Genomic DNA, 19020 nt, shown 5'->3' with positions numbered 1-19020 from the left:
CGCCTCTCCTAAAGGACCGCTCGGGCCAAGTCGACCACCTCCTGCCGGACAGCCCCTTCCCTCGGGGCGTCGGCGAGCCTCGTGAACCAGTGTTCCGGCGGGTTCCGCCCGCGGCTATGGTTCCAGAAGAGACCGCGCAACACGCTTTCGCTTTCCGCATTGAGCGCAATCCCCCGCGGGTCCTGTCCGTTCAAGGCGGCCCAGATGCCGGTCCAACACCGCGCGACCGCCCAGGGATTGTAGCCTCCGCCGCCGAGGACCAGAACCCGGGGAGCCAGACGGACGAGCCGGTCGACCGCCTCCCAAAGTGCGTTGTTCGAAAGCTCCAGCTTGCTTTGCGGATCGTCGGCAAGCGCGTCGCAGCCGCTCTGGATCACGATGGCGTCCGGCCCGAAACTTTCCACGATCGGCCGGACGCCCTCCGCCACGAGAAACCGGAACTCCGTGTCGTTCAGACCCTTTGGCGCCGGGAAATTCCGGGCCATGCCACCCGCCCGGTCGTCCGCCGGACCGGTTCGCGGCCAGCGGTCCTCCTCGTGGATGGATACGGTAAGCACGCGGTCCTCGTCGTGAAAGGCATCCTGCACACCATCGCCGTGATGGGCGTCGAGATCGACATAGGCGATCCGCGACAGCCCTCCATCGAGCATCGCCAGGATTCCGAGTACCGGATCGTTGAAGAAGCAGAAGCCGAAGGCCATGTCAGGCCGCCCATGATGGGTGCCGCCGGCAAGTGAATGGATGATCCCACGCTCGACACCCGCCAGAGTCCGGCCGGCCAGAAGGGAAGCGCCGGCGGCGGTTGCCGGCCGGCTGAAAATTTCCGGAAAGACCGGGTTGCCGGCCCGGCCGATATTGTATTTCTCCTTCACCGCGTCGCTGACTTGCCTGTCCCTCTCGGCCCGCATAATGGCGGCAACATAATCCGGCGCATGAAACCGGGAGAGCTCTTCCGGCGTTGCCATGGGACTGTCGACGAAGCGGTCCTCGCCCACCAGGCCAAGGGCGCGAGCCAGGTCCATGACCGGGGTCACGCGCTGGATCGACAGCGGGTGTTTCACGCCGTATCGCGAACGGCGATAGATCTCGCTGCCGATCATGAACGGCCGGTCCGGGAACGACGCCGGGATCCGCGCACTCGACGGCGGGTCGAATTGCGAAACCTCGGCGCTCATGCGGTCCTGCCGATGACAGGCTGCTGAGGTGCAGCTTCCCCATTTTCGCCGGGAAGCAGAAACTCAGGCAGATTATAGTCCTTCAGGCTGTCCCAGTGCTGCTCCACATCCTCCGTGAAGAGATCCCTCACAATGCCGGAGACGAGCCGCGGCACAGCGAATTTCATCGCATTGATCGAAGAACCGGAGGGGCCGAAGCTGACGGTCGCGCCGAAGGTGAAAAGCCGCACATGGCTGAGCCACGGCGCAGTGCCGGGGACGCGTTCCTGAAAGGCAAACGTGGAATCGAGATAAGGGTAACGCCCCAGTCTCGGGTTTTCCTCGGACGCCGGCGGATGGAAACGGTCGCGCCAGAGCGCCGCATTCGCCGCGATATCGGAAAATTCGGGAAGCGCGGGAAGGTCGATGTCGAAGCCGGTACCGACGATCAGGTAGTCGGCCTCGAAGGTCTGTCCCGGCGTCTCGATCTCAACCCCGCCGCCCGCAGCGCGGCAGGAGAGCCACGGCGCCCCCGTCAACAGCTCGAACGCCTCGTGCTTCGCCACCCTTTCCCAGGTTTCACGCGGGAATGCTTCGCGCAGTGTCAGAAGGTGGTTCATGAAGCGCCAGCGCCAGGAATCGTCAAGCTCGGCGAAATGCCCGAGGAATCCGGGAAACGACAGCCATTTAAAGGGCTGCACCCTCTGAAGATCCTCACGCCGGCAGCAGACGGTGACCCGCGCCGCGCCCGCCTCCAGAGCCATGGCCGCATTGTCGAATGCGGATGCGCCGGCGCCCAGTACAGCGACCCGACGTCCTTTCAAGCTCTCGAAATCGATGTTCGCGGAGGCGTGTGCCCAATAGCTTCTGTCAAGCGCCGCGACCTCTTCCGGCGTCCACCATTTGCCGGGCGTCTCGATACCGGTCGCGACGACGATCTTGCGCGCGAGCACGGATTCCCTTGCGCCGGAGGCCATATCCACGAGTTCCGCTGCAACCAGATCACCAAAATCCGACGGCGAGATCCGTTCCGCCGAGATCCCGTTTTCAATACGGATATCAAGCGCCCGCCTCAGCCAGAGGAGATATGAGGCCCAGTCCTCTTTCGCAATCTTGTTGAGCGCCGACCACTCCGCCTCGCCGTGCTGGGCAACGAACCATGCGCGGAAGGACAGGGACGGGATATCCAGGTCCGGCCCGTTCACCTCCTTCGGAGATCGCAGCGTCGGCATCCGGGCGTAGGTCATCCACGGACCTTCCAGGCCTTCCGGCGCGCGGTCGACGATCCGCACGCGGTCGATACGCGCCCGCTTCAATGCATGGGCAATCGCGAGGCCGCCCTGCTCGCCGCCGATCACCAGGACATCAAGCACCGGGCGTCCGTCCGGTCCGCGCCGCTCCGGAACCCAGTTTCCGTCAGGGTAGGAAATGATCCTCAGATCGTCGCGGACCCGCGCTTCAAGTGCATCCAGTCCTATGGCCGGTCCGGCGTCGCTCACATGACCTCCGCGAGAAAATCGGTACTGGTTATCTTAGGTAGCGCGCTTTCGTTCCCTCATCCAGAGGCGCGCGCTTCACCCGCTTGCCATGTCGGAAAAGCTCACTCATTATCGGGTCCGTTCAGGGGAGCCGCACCGGCGGCTGAGAGGTTCCATAAGGAACGACCCTTAACCTGATCCGGGTAATGCCGGCGGAGGGAGAGCCAGATGTCCATCGGCGTTAGGCCGCACGTTTCAGCATATCGGTATCCCAGTCGGTCCACGACATGGCGATGATCCGCGCCATCGTAATCGCGGCCGGACTGCTGATGCTCTGGCAGGGCGTCGTCAGCCTCAGCGGCACGCCGCCCTACATCCTCCCGGGACCGGCACTCGTCGCCGAAGCTCTCTGGCAGAGTTCCCACCTCATTCTGCCGCACGCCGCAACGACGCTTGCCGAGATTCTCCTTGGGCTCGGCATCGGTACGCTCTTCGGTGCCGCGGCGGCGCTCTCACTGAGCTGGTCGGCGCGGGTCAGGCCATGGCTGCTTCCGGTACTTGTCATCAGCCAAGCCGTGCCGGTCTTCGCGCTGGCGCCGGTGCTCGTGCTCTGGCTCGGCTACGGAATGGCCTCCAAGGTGGCTATGGCGGCCCTGATCATTTTCTTCCCCGTCACCGCCGCAATGTTCGATGGGCTGCGCCGAACCGACCCGCTCTTCATCGACTGCGCCCGCACGCTCGGCGCGGGGCGTCTCGACCTGCTGCTTCATGTCCGCCTTCCGGCAGCCCTTCCCGCCTTCGCCTCGGGCCTCAGGGTGGCGACGGCGGTCGCGCCGATCGGCGCCGTGGTCGGAGAGTGGGTCGGCTCCAGCTCGGGGCTCGGCTACCTGATGTTGCACGCCAATGCGCGGCTTCAGATCGACCTGATGTTCGCCGCACTCTTTACCCTCTCGATCCTCGCCCTGTCGCTCTACTACGGGGTCGATGTCCTGTTGAGGGCCGCGATGCCCTGGCAGGCCGGCGAAGCCCGGCCGGCCGCAGATACCGCCTATAACTGAACTGGAGGAAACTGAATGTTCACCCGCACCGCCGCGCTCCTCGTCGCGCTTCTTGTCCTGGGATCGGCCCCCGTCAGAGCCGCGGATAAGCTGACGGTCCTGCTCGACTGGTTCGTCAATCCGGATCACGGCCCGCTGATAGTGGCCGAGAACAAAGGCTTCTTTGCCGCGGAGGGTCTCGAGGTGGAGTTGATCGCACCCGCCGATCCGAACGACCCGCCGAAACTGGTCGCGGCTAAGAAGGCGGACATTGCCGTTTCCTATCAGCCGCAGCTGCACATCCAGGCCGCCGAAGGCCTCCCGCTGGTGCGTTTCGGAACCCTGGTGGCGACTCCGCTCAACACCCTGGTGGCGCTTAAGGACGGCCCGGTGAAGACCATCGCGGACCTGAAGGGCCGCAAGGTCGGATTCTCCGTCGGAGGGTTCGAGGATGCGTTGCTCGGCGCCATGCTGAAAAAGCACGGTCTCGCGCTTTCGGACGTCGAGCTGGTGAACGTCAATTTCTCGCTCTCGCCATCGATCATTTCAGGCCAGGTCGATGCGGTGATCGGCGCATTCCGCAATTTCGAACTCAACCAGATGGACATTGTCGGCCAGCCGGGCCGGGCCTTCTTCGTCGAGGAGGAAGGCGTGCCGCCCTATGACGAGCTGATCTATGTCGCGCACCGGGATAGTCTCTCAGACCAGCGCCTCAAGCGCTTTCTTGCTGCGGTGGAAAAGGCGACGCAATATCTCGTGAACCATCCGGGAGAGGCTTGGGAGGCCTTTATCGACGGCCGCAAGGACCTGGACGACGAGTTGAACAAGCGTGCCTGGCGCGACACCCTGCCCCGCTTCGCACTCCGCCCGGCGGCCTTGGATAGCGGGCGCTATCGCCGCTTCGAAGCCTTCATGCGGGAGACCGGTCTTGTGACGAAACCGACCGACGTCACCGCCTACGCGACCGAACTGCAATAGCGATCCATTTCCCCGCGCGTCCGGTACGGGACGCGCGGGGCCATAAATCATTCGGCGGCGGCAGGCACCTGCCGCTCGCTCTCCACGAACTGCATATAGAGCGCACGTGCCCGCTCGAAGACCGGTCCCGGGGTCAGCATCCGGTCCTCGAAGCGGTCGATCGCCTGAATTTTCCCGAAATTGCCGCAGACGATGATCTCTTCCGCTGTCGCGAGATCCTCTGGCGACAGCACCGCTTCCTCGACCGGAATGCCGTCTTGCGTCAGGAGCCTGATCAGACGGCGGCGCGTGATGCCTGAGAGGAACGTTCCATTCGCCGCCGGCGTCTTCGCGACACCGTCCTTCACGATCCAGATGTTCGCCGTCGAGAATTCCGCGACGTTTCCATTCGGATCGAGAAGAACAGGCAGGTCGAAGCCCCGGTCGCGCGCTTCCAAGAGCGCCCGTTGCCCGTTCGGATAGAGGCAGCCCGCCTTTGCGTTCGTAGGCCCTTGGTCGACCGCGCAGCGCCGGAAGCTCGAGAGGCAGGCACCTCCTGCAATAGGATCCGGCAACGGCGCCTCGAAGACGGCAAGCACGAACTCCGTGTCGTTCCCTTCCGGGGCAACGCCCTGGCCCGTCGAGTAGAACATTGGCCGGATGTAATAGTCCCGGTCTGCCGGTAGACGTGCGGCGGCGTCACGGCAGAGACTCTCGATCTCCTTCGCTTCCAGCCCCGGATTGAGCAACATCGCCTTTGCCGAGCGGACCACGCGTTGCGCATGCAAGCCGATATCCGGAAGTGCTCCCTTGATGGCCCTCGCCCCGTCGAAGACCGAGCTTCCGGACCAGAACGAAATCTGAAGCGGACCGCTGACCATCGGTTCGTTTGATAGCCATTCACCGCGATAGAAGAATATTTGTTTCATTCTGCAGACTCCTTGAGCAACAAAACAGGACAGCATTTCTGACCTATTTATGCAGGAGCTACCACGCAAAACTTGTCATGGAGACAATTTTCTGGCGGAAAACAGCAAAAACTCAATCCACCTCGGGCACGACACTTGCCGCGATGCTTCCATCGAGCGACTCGTAATCCGCGTAACCGATATGTTTGTAGATGTCCTTCCGTGCCATCAGCCGATCGAGGAATCCCTCTTGGCCACCAAACTCCGCGAGATGGGCATACAAGTCCCGAACAATCCCGGCGGCGGCGCGCATCGACGTGACCGGCCAGATCACCATCTTGAACCCCCAAGCCTCGAACTGTTCGGCCGTGTAATAGGGCGTCTTCCCAAACTCCGTCATATTGGCGAGCAACGGTACGTCCAGAGCCTCCGCGAATGCCCTGAAATGCCCCTCGTCGGTCAGAGCTTCGGGAAAGATCGCATCGGCACCGGCCGCAACGTAGGACTGCGCGCGCGCGATCGCCGCTTCAAGCCCTTCCGATGCCATGGCATCGGTCCGTGCAATGATACGAAGCGACCGCCGCGCCTTTCGAGCAGCGGCGATCTTCGCGCACATTGAGTCCGTATCGTTCAAGAGTTTGTCGGACAGATGCCCGCATTTCTTCGGCAGCACCTGGTCCTCGAGCTGGACCGCTGCGGCACCTGCCTCTTCCAACTCCCGGCAGAGACGCATCACGTTCAGCGCCTCGCCGTATCCGGTGTCACCATCGACCACGAGCGGCAAACGGGAAGCACGAACTATACCGCGGACCTGCCCTATGAGTTCTTCCATCGTCATCATACCCAGGTCCGGGAGCGCAAGACTGGCCGAGAGGGCTCCGCCCGAGAGATAGAGTGTCTCGAATCCGGTATCTCTGGCGACAACTGCGGAAAACGGGTCGTGCGCACCGGGAATGCGAAGAATCCCGGGGCGCTCCCAAAGGGCCGCCAGCCGATCGCCGGCCGGTCGCAGCGCCGCGTTCTCCAGAAGCCATGTCATTTTTCATTCCTCCCACTACCGGGTGCCACATGCTTGATTAAGCCGGTTTTTTTCGTTTCCGACTCTGCTATCCGATAAACACCTTTCTCCCAGAAATGTCGTCATTATATTGACATCATTGCCTTACTGTCGGATTGGTTCCTGGTACACCAGAGCACGCCAAGCGAGGCAAACGAGTCTGGTTGGGTTGCTCAAGGGGGGGCGCATCGATGGGGCACATCATAAGTCTTGGGGTGAGCCTCGCCGCCTTCTGGATGCTGCTATCCGGCTCCGTAAGCCTGGACCATAAACTGGTCCTTGGCTTTGGCGTAGCCTCGGTGGTCCTTACAGTCTTTCTCGCCCTGCGCATGGACCGGATCGACGGCAATCCGGTTTCCATCAATCTTCGTCCTCGCCTGATTCGGTACTGGATCTGGCTCGCCAAGGAAATCGGCAAGGCGAATATCGACGTCGCAAAAATCGTGCTCTCTACGAAGCTGGAGATATCGCCTCGAATGGTGCGGGTGAAAGCCACGCAGAAGACCGATGTCGGCATCGCTACTTTTGCGAATTCAATCACGCTCACTCCTGGCACAGTAACCGTCGATATCGAGGATGACGAAATCCTCGTACATGCGATCACTAACGAAATGGCCGAGGGACTGCTGCAAAGCGACATGGATGACCGCATAACGGCCGTGGAGGCCAGGATCCGATGATGTTTGCCGCAGCCGCAGCCGGCCTGATCATTCCCATGCTGATGGCTCTCGCGCGCGGCTTGATGGGACCGACCCTCTATGACCGCGTGCTCGCCGGCAACAGCTTCGGCACCAAGACGGTTCTACTGATCGCGGTGCTCGGCTTCATCGGCGGGCGCCCGGACTTTCTCGATATCGCCCTGCTCTATGCTCTGATGAATTTCGTCGGCACCATCGCGATCCTGAAATTCTTCCGTTACCGCAATCTCGGCATCGCCGGAGAGACCGGGAACGGGAATGGCGACGGAGGGGCCGCATGATGGAGATCGTAATCGATATCCTCTCCTGGGGCTTCATCCTGGCCGGGGTCTTCTTCGTCTTTATCGGAACCCTCGGCATGCTCCGGCTACCGGATTTCTATACGCGTCTGCATGCCGCGGGGATCACCGACACGATGGGAATGGAACTGCTGCTGATCGGCATGATGCTGCAGGCCGGATGGTCTCTGGCCACCGTAAAGCTGCTGATGATCTCGCTTTTCATTTTCTTCACCAGCCCGACAGCGACCCACGCCCTCGCCAACGCGGCAAACTCCGTCGGCCTGCGCCCCTACGGAGTGCCCGAGAAAGACCTGCGCCGGACCTCGAAGGAGGACGTGTGATGCAAACCGGCCTTGTGAACATTCTGATCGATATCGCGCTGATGACGCTGCTGACGATCACCGCGATCGGCATCATGCGCTCCCGCCATCTTTTCGCGACCGCGATGCTTTCAGGCATCTACAGTCTGATCACCGCAGCTCTCTTCGTGACGCTCGACGCCGTGGACGTGGCCTTCACCGAAGCCGCGGTCGGCGCCGGAATCTCCACGGTTCTGATGCTCGGCGCGATGACGCTGACCCGGCGGAGCGAGAAGCATGCGGTGAAGCTCCATATCGGACCGATACTGGTTTGCCTCGCAGTGGGTGCGGCACTCATTTACGGTACCGTCGACATGCCGCCATTCGGCTCGATCGAGGCCGCCGGATTCAATCACATCGTTCCGGAATATATCGCCGGATCGCGCGACGATATTCAGGTGCCGAATATCGTGACCTCAATCCTGGCGAGCTACCGCGGTTTCGATACGCTCGGCGAAGTCGCGGTGATCTTCACCGCCGGTATCGGGGTCATGTTCCTGATCGGGCGAAAGCGGAGAGAAGACGATGCCACCGAGACCGGCCCTAAGGCTCCGGGGGACGAGGCATGAGGCATCACCTGATCCTGCGCGTGGTCTCCAAGCTGCTGATCCCCTTCATCCTGCTTTATGCGCTCTATGTTCAGTTCCACGGCGATTACGGGCCGGGCGGAGGATTTCAGGCAGGTGTGATCTTTGCAGCGGCCTTCATCCTCTACGCCCTGATCTACGGTGTGGAAACCGCCCGCAAGGCCTTCCCGGCAAGCTGGCTCGCGATCCTGGTTCCACTCGGGCTGCTGATCTATGCCGCGACCGGTATCGCCTCGCTCCTGCTCGGCGGCACCTATCTAGATTACGACGTCCTCGCCTCGACGCCGACCGGCGGCCAGCATCTCGGCATTCTGGTCGTGGAATTCGGCGTCGGCGTGACGGTGACCGCGGTGATGATCGCGGTCTTTTTCGCCTATGCCGGACGCACCGACGACATTCAGGACGACGACTGGTAAGCCATGCTTGAGCTCATACTCGACAAATATAACTACTGGGTCGTCGTCGCCCTGATGCTGTTCGGGCTCTACATCGTCATCTCCCGCGGCAATCTGGTGAAAAAACTGGTCGGGCTGAATGTCTTTCAGACCTCGGTCTTCCTCTTCTACATCTCGCTTGCCAAGGCCGAAGGCGGCACCGCGCCCATCCTGACGGGCGAGACGGAACTTTTCTCCAACCCGTTGCCGCATGTGCTGATCCTCACCGCCATCGTGGTTGGTATCGCGACGACCGCGCTCGGTCTCGCCCTCGTGGTGCGGATCAGGGAGAGCTACAACACGATTGAGGAAGACGAGCTGGAAGACCTCAACATCGCCGTCATGAAGGCTGAGCAATCGGGCTCAAAGGGAGAGGCACAATGATCGGCGCCGAGCATCTTCCCGTCCTTCAGGTCGTCGGACCGCTGATCGCCGCGCCAGTCTGTTCCCTGCTCCGAATACGGAATCTCGCCTGGCTGTTCACCTTGGCCGTCAGCATCGGTGCGTTTCTCTGCTCGATCCACCTGCTGCAGACGGTCATGGCCAGTGGTCCGCTCGTATACGAACTCGGCGGATGGGCTGCGCCCCTGGGCATCGAGTACCGTGTCGACGCCAGCAACGGCATCGTCCTGCTGATCATTTCCGGCATTTCCTCGATCGTACTGCCATTCGCCAAGCGCAGCTTCGAGGCGGAAGTGCCAGAGAAGCTGCACAGCCTGCTCTACACCGCCTACCTGCTTTGCCTGACAGGGCTGCTCGGGATCACGGCGACGGCGGACGCCTTCAACGTTTTCGTCTTTCTCGAGGTCTCGTCGCTCTCGACCTACGTGCTTGTTGCGGCCGGCGCCTCGACGGACCGCCGGGCGCTGACCGCGGCCTACAATTACCTGATCCTCGGGACTGTCGGCGCGACCTTCTTCGTTATCGGCATCGGGCTGCTCTACATGGCGACCGGTAGCCTGAACATGGCCGACATTGCCAACCGGCTGGCGGATATCGAGGAAACCCGGACTGTCGACGTGGCCTTCGCTTTTGTCGTTGTCGGGCTGGCGCTGAAGCTCGCCCTGTTCCCGCTTCATGCCTGGCTTCCGAACGCGTACACCCATGCGCCGAGCGCGGTAACCGCCTTCCTGGCCGCGACCGCGACCAAGGCCGCCGTCTACCTGATGCTGCGCTTCTCCTTCACGGTGTTCGGGACCGGTTCCGGGCTGCTCGCGCCGATGGCGGGAACCGTCGGCATTCCACTCGCCCTCGCGGGCATGTTCGCGGGGTCGATTGCGGCGATCTACCAATACAATCTGAAACGCATGCTGGCTTACTCAAGCGTCGCGCAGATCGGCTACATGGTGCTCGGCTTCGGGTTCCTCAGCGTGACCGGTGTAATGGCGACCACGCTGCATCTATTCAACCATGCGCTCATGAAGGGGGCGCTGTTCATGGCGCTCGGCTGCGTCTTCTTCCGGGTCCGCTCGGTCAATATCGGCGACCTCGCCGGGATCGGCCGGCAGATGCCCTGGACCATGAGTGCCATTGTGGTCGGGGGGCTCAGCCTGATCGGCGTACCCTTGACCGTCGGCTTCATCAGCAAGTGGTACCTGATCCAAGCCGCGCTTGAGCAGGAAGCCTGGTGGATTGTCGCTCTGATCGTCGCCAGTTCGCTGCTCGCGGTGATCTATGTCTGGCGGGTCGTCGAAACCGCCTATCTCAAGGAACCGGTGCCCGGCCGGACGGTCACGGAAGCGCCGCTCTCGATGCTGATACCGACCTGGGTGCTCGTCGGCGCCAATCTTTATTTCGGTATTGAGGCCGACTTTACTGTGTCCGTCGCCCGTGTCGCCGCAGAAGGTCTCGTGGGGGCGATGCAATGAGTGCCGAAACCGCCATCCTCGCCACCCTTTTCCTGCCGCTCGTCGGCATGATGCTGATCGCGCTCACCGGAAAATCGCCAAATCTGCGCGAAGCGGTCACGCTGGTGACGGCCGTGGCACTCTTTGCAATCGTTCTCTCTCTGCTGAGCGACGTGCTCGACGGCGCGCGGCCGAGCATCGATCTGATCGAGGTGATGCCGGGCCTCTCGCTCTCCTTCGAGGTCGAGCCGCTCGGCATGCTGTTCGCCTGCATCGCGTCCGGCCTCTGGATCGTGAACTCGCTCTATTCCATCGGCTACATGCGTGGCAACGGCGAGAAGAAGCAGACCCGCTTCTACATGTGCTTCACCGTCGCGATCTCCAGCGCCATGGGCATCGCCTTCGCGGGCAACATGTTCACGCTCTTCGTGTTCTACGAAGTTCTCACGCTCTCGACCTATCCTCTGGTCGCGCACAAGGAGACCGAGGAGGCGAAGCGGGGCGCGCGGATCTATCTCGGGATCCTGATCGGGACCTCGATCGGCCTGCAGCTGGCCGCCATCATCTGGACCTGGATCGCCGCCGGAACACTGGATTTCACCGCCGGCGGCATCCTTTCCGGCAAGGTCGACCCGGTACTTCTGCCGTTCCTGCTCGCGCTCTACATGTTCGGGATCGGCAAGGCGGCCCTGATGCCGTTCCATCGCTGGCTCCCCTCCGCCATGGTCGCGCCGACCCCGGTCAGCGCCCTGCTCCATGCCGTCGCCGTGGTGAAGGCCGGTGTGTTCACCGTGCTGAAAGTCGTGGTCTATATTTTCGGCATCGACTTCCTCGCCGAGACCGGAGCGTCGAACTGGCTGATCTGGGTCGCCTCGTTCACCCTTCTGGCGGCCTCGCTCGTGGCGATGAGCAAGGACAATCTGAAGGCCCGGCTCGCCTATTCGACGATCAGCCAGCTCGCCTATATCGTGCTCGGCGCGGCGCTCGCGAACCATTACGCGATCCTCGGCGGCGCGCTGCACATTGCCACCCACGCCTTCGGCAAGATTACCCTCTTCATGTGCGCCGGCGCGATCTATGTCGCCACCCACAAGACCGAAATCAGCGACATGCAGGGGCTTGGGCGCAAGATGCCCTTCACCTTCGCGGCCTTCTGCATCGGCGCCTTCTCGATCATCGGCCTGCCGCCGCTCGCCGGAACCTGGAGCAAGTGGTATCTGGCGCTCGGCGCCGCGGAGACCGGCATGCTGATTGTCGTGGGCGTTTACATGGTCAGCTCGTTGCTCAATATCGCCTACCTGATGCCGATCGTTGCAAAAGGCTTCTTCCGACCGGCGCCGGGACTTGCGACCGCCTCGGCCGGCGCCGCGGTTGCTCCGTCCAAGAGCGGCATTCAAGAGGCGCCACTGCTCTGCGTGCTGCCGCCGTGTCTGACCGCTTTCGGTTGTTTCGTCCTGTTCTTCTACGCCGACGCGATCATCGCGTTGCTGCGCCTGATCGTCGAATGAGGCCGGTGTCATGAGCGAGCATAGCCAACATCACTCTAAACCCGCCGGCGAAGAGCCGCGCTGGCTCGACAATCCGGCGAATGTGAAGAAGATCGTCTATGCGCTCGTCGCGATCTGCGCGCTGCTCTTCGTCGCGGACGCCTTCTATCACAAGCATCCCTACTTCGCGGCCGAGTCCTGGTTCGGCTTCTACGCGATCTACGGCTTCGTCATGTGCGTCGGGCTGGTTCTGGCCGCCAAGCTCATGCGGGTCTTCCTGATGCGGGACGAGGATTATTATGACAATGATCGCTGATCTCCTCTTCCCCATGAGCCCGGGCATCCTTTTGGCGCTCGGCGGCCTTCTCGTGCCGTTCATCGGCGCTAGGGTGGCGCGGATCTACGTGCTCGCCCTCCCGGCCGTCCTCCTTGCCTACATCTTCATGCTTCCGGACGGATCGCATGGCGCCATCAGCTTCCTGGGTTTCGAACTGGAGCTGCTCCGGATAGACAATCTTTCCCGGATTTTCGCGACGATCTTCATGATCGCGGCGATCCTCGGAAACCTCTACGCCTGGCACGAGGAAGACCCGGTGCAGCGCACCGCGGCTCAGGTGTATGCCGGCAGCGCCATTGCCGCCGCGCTCGCGGGAGACATGATCTCGCTCTTTGTGTTCTGGGAGCTGACGGCGATCTCCTCCGTCTTCCTGATCTGGGCGAGCGGGACCGACAGCGCCTTCCGTTCCGGCATGCGCTATCTGATCATTCAGGTCGGCTCCGGCGTCATCCTCCTGACCGGGCTGATCGTTCACGTGAACGCGACCGGCTCGATCGCTTTCGACCATCTCGGCCTCGATGCGCCCGGCGCGCCGCTGATCCTGCTCGCCTTCGGCATCAAGTGTGCCTTCCCGCTGCTGCATAACTGGCTGCAGGACGCCTATGCCGAAGCGACGGTGACCGGCACGGTCGTGCTCTCCGCCTTTACCACCAAGCTCGCGGTCTACACTCTCGCCCGCGGTTTCGCCGGCACGGAGATGCTGATCTGGATCGGCGCGGCGATGACCGCCTTTCCGATCTTCTATGCCGTCATCGAGAACGACCTCCGGCGTGTGCTGGCCTACAGCCTGAACAACCAGCTCGGCTTCATGGTTGTGGGGGTCGGCATCGGCAGCGAGCTGGCGCTGAACGGCACGGCGGCGCATGCCTTCTGCCATATTCTCTATAAAGCACTGCTCTTCATGTCGATGGGCGCGGTGCTGTTCCGAACCGGGACCTGCAAGGGCTCGGAGCTCGGCGGGCTCTACAAGACCATGCCTCTGACGATGATCTTCTGCGTCGTCGGCGCCGCCTCGATCTCCGCTTTCCCGCTGTTTTCCGGCTTCGTCTCGAAATCACTGATCATGTCGGCGAGCGGCAAGGAGGGATACTGGTTCGTCTGGGGTGTCCTGCTCTTCGCCTCGGCCGGCGTGTTCCACCACTCCGGCATCAAGATTCCCTATTTCGCATTCTTCGCCCATGACAGCGGCCAGCGCCCTAAAGAAGCGCCCGTTAACATGCTGCTCGCGATGGGTGCCGCAGCGGTACTTTGCGTCGGAATCGGCGTCTGGCCGGAACCTCTCTATGCGCTGCTGCCCTACGATGTCGATTATGTCCCTTACACGACGTCGCACGTGATCACACAACTCCAGTTGCTTATGTTCTCCGCACTGGCCTTCACCGTGCTGATGCTCACCCGGATCTACCCGCCGGAGCTGAAATCGACCAATCTCGATTTCGACTGGGTCTATCGGCGCTTGCTTCCGCGTCAGCTCCTCGCGCTCGGCCGCGCGATCGACACCGGTTATGTCCATGTCACCAATGTGGGAAGAACCGTCATTGGTGCAGCCATATCGCTTTCTGCGGAAATTTTCGCGCCCGGCGGGCTCTATGGCCGCATGGTCGGAACCGGAAACGCGGTCGCCCTCGTTGCAATCTTGCTGCTGGTTGCCTTGGTGGTCAGCTATTCGGCCGTTTGACGGCGGATATTGCACTGGTTGCAATATTCCGTGCCGATCTGGAACGGTCGCAGGAAAAGTGTTAAGGGCTTCGCCGCAGGTTTTGGATTCTTGCAGAAAGGTTCGTCACCATGGACATGAGCGGCGAGTATCTCGTCCCCGCGCCCCGGCAAAAAGTATGGGAGGCGCTGAACGATCCCGAGGTGCTCAAGCAATGCATCCCCGGGTGCGAGGAAGTGAACCGGACTTCTGACACCGGTTTCGACGCGAAAGTCGCGGCCAAGGTCGGACCGGTGAAAGCACGCTTCGCCGGTGCGGTGACCCTCTCGGACATCGACCCGCCGAACGGCTACACGATCAGCGGCGAGGGCAAAGGCGGAGCAGCCGGTTTCGCAAAGGGCGGTGCCAAGGTGGCGCTGGAAGATGCCGACGGCGGCACGATGCTCAAATACGAGGTCAACGCACAGGTCGGCGGCAAGCTCGCCCAGATTGGGGCGCGGCTGATCGACTCGACCGCGAAAAAAATGGCGAACGATTTCTTCAAGACCTTCAGCGAGGTCGTTGGAGAAGGTAGCGAAGCGCCGGCGGCGGAGGCATCCGCCCCGGTTACGGCAGATCATGGGAAGGACAAGGACATGACCAAAGACGGCATCCCGGCGGAAAACGAGTATCACGGCCTGCACTGGACGGCGGCGCTGACGACGGTCGTCGCGATCGGCAGCCTCATCTGGTTCGCCATGACCGCGCTTTCCTTCTAAGCGGTTGAATTTCCCGGCCGGAGACGGCCGGTCCATAACGGCGTGTGGCTCGGTCCACGCGCCGTTTTTCATTCGAACGGATACCTCCCGATCACGAATGTGCCGTCGCTTCTATCGTCGCTTGACCTCGACCGCGATTGGCTGTGAGACTGAGCGCCAAGGTCGGAAGGCGCGAACTTTTCGGCATATTCAGGATCTTGGGATCCGAGGGCGTCGACCCTAGCGACGCCTTGGGGAGATTGCAGGGAGAGACAATATGACCACCGTATCCATGACGGTGAACGGGAAAGCTGTCAGCGGAGATGTTGAGCCGCGCACGCTTCTTGTTCAATTTATCCGCGAACAGCTGCGTCTGACCGGCACCCATGTCGGCTGCGACACCAGCCAGTGCGGAGCATGCGTCGTCCATGTGAACGGCAATTCGGTGAAGAGCTGCACCATGCTGGCGGTTCAGGCCGATGGTGCCGACGTTACGACGATCGAGGGACTTGCCGACGGCGACACGCTGCATCCGATGCAGGAAGCCTTCCGGGATAATCACGGCCTGCAGTGCGGTTTCTGCACTCCCGGCATGGTGATGAGCGCGGTAGACCTCTTGCAGAAGAACCCGAAACCGAGCGAGCACGAAATTCGAGAATGGCTCGAAGGCAACATCTGCCGCTGCACGGGTTACCACAATATCGTCAAGGCGGTGCAACAGGCCGCCGGCGTCTAAATACCTGAAAATAATAGCGGAACAACCGCTTCAGGATGAGGGAGGATAAAATGCCGGACGGGAATAACGGTACGGGTATCGGCGCTTCGGTGAAGCGGATCGAGGATTTCAGATTTCTGACAGGTAAAGGCCACTATACGGACGATATCGACCGTCCGGGCCAGAGCTACGCCTATATTCTGCGCAGCCCCCACGCGCATGCGAAGATCACGTCGATCGACACATCCGCTGCCAAGGCCGCGAGCGGCGTGCTGGCGGTCTTTACCGGCGAGGACATGCAGGTCGGCTCCCTGCCCTGCGGCTGGCAGGTCCATTCCAAGGACGGCACGCCGATGCACGAGCCCGGCCACCCGCCACTCGCTCAGGGCAAGGTCCGCTATGTCGGCGATCAGGTCGCGGTCGTGATCGCGGATACCTACGCACAGGCCAAGGACGCCGCGGAAATGATCGAGGTCGGTTACGAGATCCTACCCTCGGCCGCAACGATGGACGCGGCGCTCACGGACAAGAGCCTGGTGCATGACGAGATCGGCACCAATCTCTGCTTCGACTGGGAGATCGGCGACGAAGCCGAGGTGGATGCGGCGATCGCGAAGGCGGCACACGTCACCAAGATCGACCTGGTGAACAACCGCTTGGTCCCGAACGCGATGGAACCGCGCGCCGCGGTCGGCGAATTTGATCCGGCGACGGGCGAATACACGCTCTACACAACGAGCCAGAACCCGCACGTGATTCGCCTGCTCATGGGCGCCTTCGTGCTCTCCATTCCGGAGCACAAGCTGCGTGTCGTAGCGCCGGATGTCGGCGGCGGATTCGGCTCCAAGATCTATCACTACGCCGAGGAGGCCATCGTCACCTGGGCAGCGCCCAAAGTCGGTCGGCCGATCAAATGGGTCGCGGAACGGGCCGAGAGCTTCATCTCCGACGCCCATGGCCGGGACAATATCAGCCACGCCGAGTTGGCCCTCGACAAGGACGGCAAGTTCCTGGCGCTCAAGGTGCAGACCAAGGCCAATATGGGTGCCTATCTCTCCACCTTCGCGCCTTGCGTTCCGACCTATCTCTCGGCAACGCTGCTCGCCGGCACCTACACCACGCCGGTGATCCACGCCAATGTGAAGGCGATCTTCACCAACACCGTGCCGGTCGACGCCTATCGCGGCGCCGGACGGCCGGAAGCTACCTACCTGCTCGAGCGCATCGTCGATCAGGCGGCGCGCGAGACCGGGATCGACAAGGTGGAGATCCGCCGCCGGAATTTCATTCCGGCCGACGCCTTCCCCTACCAGACCCCGGTCGCGCTGCAGTATGACAGCGGCGACTACGAGGCGACCCTCTCCTCCGCGACCAAGATCGCGGACGTTGACGGTTTCGCGGCCCGCAAAGCCGAGGCGGCAAGCCGAGGCAAGCTCCGCGGCATGGGCTTCTCGACCTATCTGGAGGCCTGCGGCATCGCGCCGTCGGCCGTCGTCGGCTCGCTCGGCGCCCGTGCCGGGCTCTACGAGTCCGCCGAGGTCCGGGTCCATCCGACCGGCTCCGTCACGGTGTTCACCGGCACACACAGCCACGGCCAAGGGCACGAGACGACCTTCGCTCAGCTCGTCTCCGACCGGCTCGGCTTGCCGCTGGAGAATATCGAGATCAGCCACGGCGACACCAACAAGGTGCAGTTCGGGATGGGAACCTACGGGTCCCGCTCGCTCGCGGTCGGCGGCGAAGCGCTGATCCGTGCCGTGGACAAGATCATCGACAAGGCGAAGAAAATCGCGGCCCATGTGCTCGAAGCCTCGGCCGAGGACATCGAGTTCAAGGACGGCAACTTCACCGTCGCCGGTACCGACCGCTCCATGGCCTTCGGCGACGTGGCGCTGACAGCCTACGTTCCGCACAACTTCCCGCATGACGAACTTGAGCCGGGCCTGGACGAGAAGGCGTTCTACGATCCCGCCAACTTCACCTATCCGGGAGGCTGCCATATCTGCGAGGTCGAGATCGATCCGGATACCGGCACGGTTGAGGTCGTGAACTTCACCGCGGTCGACGATATCGGCCGGGTCATCAATCCGATGATCGTCGAAGGCCAGGTGCATGGCGGTGTCGCCCAAGGGATCGGGCAGGCGCTGCTCGAGAACGCAGTCTATGACGAAAGCGGCCAATTGGTGACCGGCTCCTTCATGGACTACACCATGCCGCGGGCCGACAATCTGCCGTCCTTCAACGTGGCGACGCAGAGCACGCTCTGTACCCACAACACTCTCGGCGTGAAAGGCGTCGGCGAGGTCGGAGCCATCGGCTCCCCGCCGGCGGTGATCAACGCCGTCATCGACGCGCTCTGGGACAAGGGCGTGCGCGATATAAGCATGCCGGCGACGCCGGAGAAGATCTGGTCTGCCCTGCAGGCGGCCGAGTAAGCGATAGCCAGGAAGGAACCCTGACGATGTATGAGTTCGAGCATCACAAACCGGGCAGCGTCGCCGACGCGGTCAGCGCCCTGAAGGGCGCGGATGACGGCAAGCTGCTCGCCGGCGGCCAGACCATGATCCCGACCCTGAAACAGCGGCTGGCAAGCCCGTCCGACCTGATCGACCTTTCCGGTGTCGGCGAGCTGAAAGGCATCACGGTTTCGGGAAATACCGTGACCATCGGCGCCATGACCAAGCATGCCGAGGTTGCGTCCTCCGCTGACGTGAAGTCCGCGATCCCGGCCCTCGCGGAGCTCGCCGACAATATCGGCGACGCGCAGGTCCGGAACATGGGCACGATCGGCGGCTCGGTCGCCAACAACGATCCCGCTGCAGATTACCCGTCTGCCTGTCTGGCCCTCGGCGCGACCATCCACACGAGCCAACGTGAAATCTCCGCAGACGATTTCTTCACGGGCCTCTTCGAAACCGCGCTGGCGGAAGACGAGATCATCACCAAGATCTCCTTCCCGGTGCCGAGCAAGGCGGCATATGAAAAGTTCCCAAATCCGGCCTCGCGCTACGCCCTTGTCGGCGTATTCGTCGCCCAGACCGGCGGCGGCGCGCGTGTCGCCGTGACCGGCGCGGGTCAGGACGGCGTCTTCCGGGTGCCGGAGATGGAAAGCGCCCTTTCAGGTAATTTCTCTGCCGACGCGGTTTCCGGAATCAAGGTGGCGGAAGACGATCTGAACGCAGATATCCACGCCAGCGCAGCCTACCGCGCGCACCTGATTACGGTGATGGCGAAGCGGGCTGTCGCCAAGGCCGGCTAATCCGCCGGAAAATCATCTGAAAGGTCCCGGA

The 19020-nt window shown here is 62.3% G+C and carries 20 protein-coding genes and 1 riboswitch; of the genes, 16 read left to right on the top strand and 4 right to left on the bottom strand.

Going from position 1 to position 19020, the window contains the following annotated elements; all coding sequences use genetic code 11:
- Positions 1-8: 8 nt before the first annotated feature.
- On the bottom strand, positions 9-1175 hold the full coding sequence (locus NUH88_RS21960) for an acetoin utilization protein AcuC (protein ID WP_257769028.1): 1167 nt from the start codon (positions 1173-1175) through the stop codon (positions 9-11).
- Complete coding sequence (locus tag NUH88_RS21955; protein ID WP_257769027.1) at positions 1172-2653, bottom strand: NAD(P)-binding domain-containing protein; 1482 nt, start codon at positions 2651-2653, stop codon at positions 1172-1174. Before NUH88_RS21955 ends, NUH88_RS21960 begins: the two co-directional genes overlap by 4 nt.
- Before the next feature lie 113 nt (positions 2654-2766).
- A riboswitch (TPP riboswitch) is annotated at positions 2767-2870 on the top strand.
- A gap of 49 nt (positions 2871-2919) precedes the next feature.
- Between NUH88_RS21955 and NUH88_RS21950 the strand changes: the two genes are divergently transcribed.
- A complete protein-coding gene (locus NUH88_RS21950; RefSeq protein ID WP_372743532.1) occupies positions 2920-3690 on the top strand; it encodes an ABC transporter permease in 771 nt (256 codons plus the stop codon).
- Between the two features lie 15 nt (positions 3691-3705).
- Positions 3706-4647, top strand: coding sequence for an ABC transporter substrate-binding protein (locus NUH88_RS21945; protein WP_257769026.1), 942 nt, complete (start codon positions 3706-3708; stop codon positions 4645-4647).
- Between the two features lie 47 nt (positions 4648-4694).
- Here the strand turns inward: NUH88_RS21945 and NUH88_RS21940 are convergent, their stop codons facing one another.
- Positions 4695-5555: a branched-chain amino acid aminotransferase gene (locus NUH88_RS21940; protein WP_257769025.1), complete on the bottom strand. Its 861-nt coding sequence runs from the start codon at positions 5553-5555 to the stop codon at positions 4695-4697.
- Between the two features lie 112 nt (positions 5556-5667).
- On the bottom strand, positions 5668-6573 hold the full coding sequence (gene prpB / locus NUH88_RS21935; RefSeq protein ID WP_257769023.1) for a methylisocitrate lyase: 906 nt from the start codon (positions 6571-6573) through the stop codon (positions 5668-5670).
- Between the two features lie 209 nt (positions 6574-6782).
- Here prpB and NUH88_RS21930 point away from each other — a divergent pair, with 209 nt between their 5' ends.
- The 14 genes from NUH88_RS21930 (at position 6783) to NUH88_RS21865 (ending at position 18989) form a co-directional block, all read left to right on the top strand.
- On the top strand, positions 6783-7271 hold the full coding sequence (locus tag NUH88_RS21930; protein ID WP_257769022.1) for a Na+/H+ antiporter subunit E: 489 nt from the start codon (positions 6783-6785) through the stop codon (positions 7269-7271).
- Positions 7268-7570: an MrpF/PhaF family protein gene (locus tag NUH88_RS21925; protein WP_257769021.1), complete on the top strand. Its 303-nt coding sequence runs from the start codon at positions 7268-7270 to the stop codon at positions 7568-7570. The genes NUH88_RS21930 and NUH88_RS21925 overlap by 4 nt, the downstream gene beginning before the upstream one ends.
- Entirely contained in the window at positions 7567-7911 is a 345-nt protein-coding gene (gene mnhG, locus NUH88_RS21920; protein ID WP_257769019.1) for a monovalent cation/H(+) antiporter subunit G, read from the top strand. The genes NUH88_RS21925 and mnhG overlap by 4 nt, the downstream gene beginning before the upstream one ends.
- The gene (locus NUH88_RS21915; RefSeq protein WP_257769018.1) at positions 7911-8498 is read left to right on the top strand and encodes a DUF4040 domain-containing protein; all 588 of its coding nucleotides are present in this window, start codon (positions 7911-7913) and stop codon (positions 8496-8498) included. The genes mnhG and NUH88_RS21915 overlap by 1 nt, the downstream gene beginning before the upstream one ends.
- Positions 8495-8932: a Na(+)/H(+) antiporter subunit B gene (locus NUH88_RS21910; RefSeq protein ID WP_257769016.1), complete on the top strand. Its 438-nt coding sequence runs from the start codon at positions 8495-8497 to the stop codon at positions 8930-8932. Before NUH88_RS21915 ends, NUH88_RS21910 begins: the two co-directional genes overlap by 4 nt.
- Before the next feature lie 3 nt (positions 8933-8935).
- The gene (locus NUH88_RS21905; protein ID WP_257769014.1) at positions 8936-9334 is read left to right on the top strand and encodes a cation:proton antiporter subunit C; all 399 of its coding nucleotides are present in this window, start codon (positions 8936-8938) and stop codon (positions 9332-9334) included.
- Positions 9331-10818 (top strand): monovalent cation/H+ antiporter subunit D family protein, encoded by a 1488-nt coding sequence (locus tag NUH88_RS21900; protein ID WP_257769012.1) that lies wholly within the window; start codon positions 9331-9333, stop codon positions 10816-10818. The genes NUH88_RS21905 and NUH88_RS21900 overlap by 4 nt, the downstream gene beginning before the upstream one ends.
- Positions 10815-12305 carry a monovalent cation/H+ antiporter subunit D family protein gene (locus NUH88_RS21895; RefSeq protein WP_257769010.1) on the top strand — a complete coding sequence of 497 codons (1491 nt, stop codon included), beginning with the start codon at positions 10815-10817 and terminating at the stop codon, positions 12303-12305. Before NUH88_RS21900 ends, NUH88_RS21895 begins: the two co-directional genes overlap by 4 nt.
- Before the next feature lie 10 nt (positions 12306-12315).
- Positions 12316-12600: a hypothetical protein gene (locus NUH88_RS21890; protein WP_257769004.1), complete on the top strand. Its 285-nt coding sequence runs from the start codon at positions 12316-12318 to the stop codon at positions 12598-12600.
- Entirely contained in the window at positions 12590-14299 is a 1710-nt protein-coding gene (locus NUH88_RS21885; RefSeq protein ID WP_257769002.1) for a Na(+)/H(+) antiporter subunit D, read from the top strand. Before NUH88_RS21890 ends, NUH88_RS21885 begins: the two co-directional genes overlap by 11 nt.
- Before the next feature lie 110 nt (positions 14300-14409).
- Positions 14410-15036 (top strand): SRPBCC family protein, encoded by a 627-nt coding sequence (locus tag NUH88_RS21880; protein WP_257769001.1) that lies wholly within the window; start codon positions 14410-14412, stop codon positions 15034-15036.
- 256 nt (positions 15037-15292) lie between these two features.
- Positions 15293-15751, top strand: a complete 459-nt coding sequence (locus tag NUH88_RS21875; RefSeq protein WP_257768999.1) for a (2Fe-2S)-binding protein — start codon at positions 15293-15295, stop codon at positions 15749-15751.
- Positions 15752-15801: 50 nt separating this feature from the next.
- Positions 15802-18165, top strand: a complete 2364-nt coding sequence (locus NUH88_RS21870) for a xanthine dehydrogenase family protein molybdopterin-binding subunit (protein WP_257768997.1) — start codon at positions 15802-15804, stop codon at positions 18163-18165.
- Positions 18166-18191: 26 nt separating this feature from the next.
- Positions 18192-18989 (top strand): FAD binding domain-containing protein, encoded by a 798-nt coding sequence (locus NUH88_RS21865; protein ID WP_257768995.1) that lies wholly within the window; start codon positions 18192-18194, stop codon positions 18987-18989.
- Positions 18990-19020: the final 31 nt, after the last annotated feature.

The organism is Nisaea acidiphila (assembly GCF_024662015.1).
Lineage (GTDB): Bacteria > Pseudomonadota > Alphaproteobacteria > Thalassobaculales > Thalassobaculaceae > Nisaea > Nisaea acidiphila.
The sequence above is the reverse complement of the archived record's forward strand: the minus strand, read 5'-3'. Positions and strand labels throughout refer to the sequence as shown.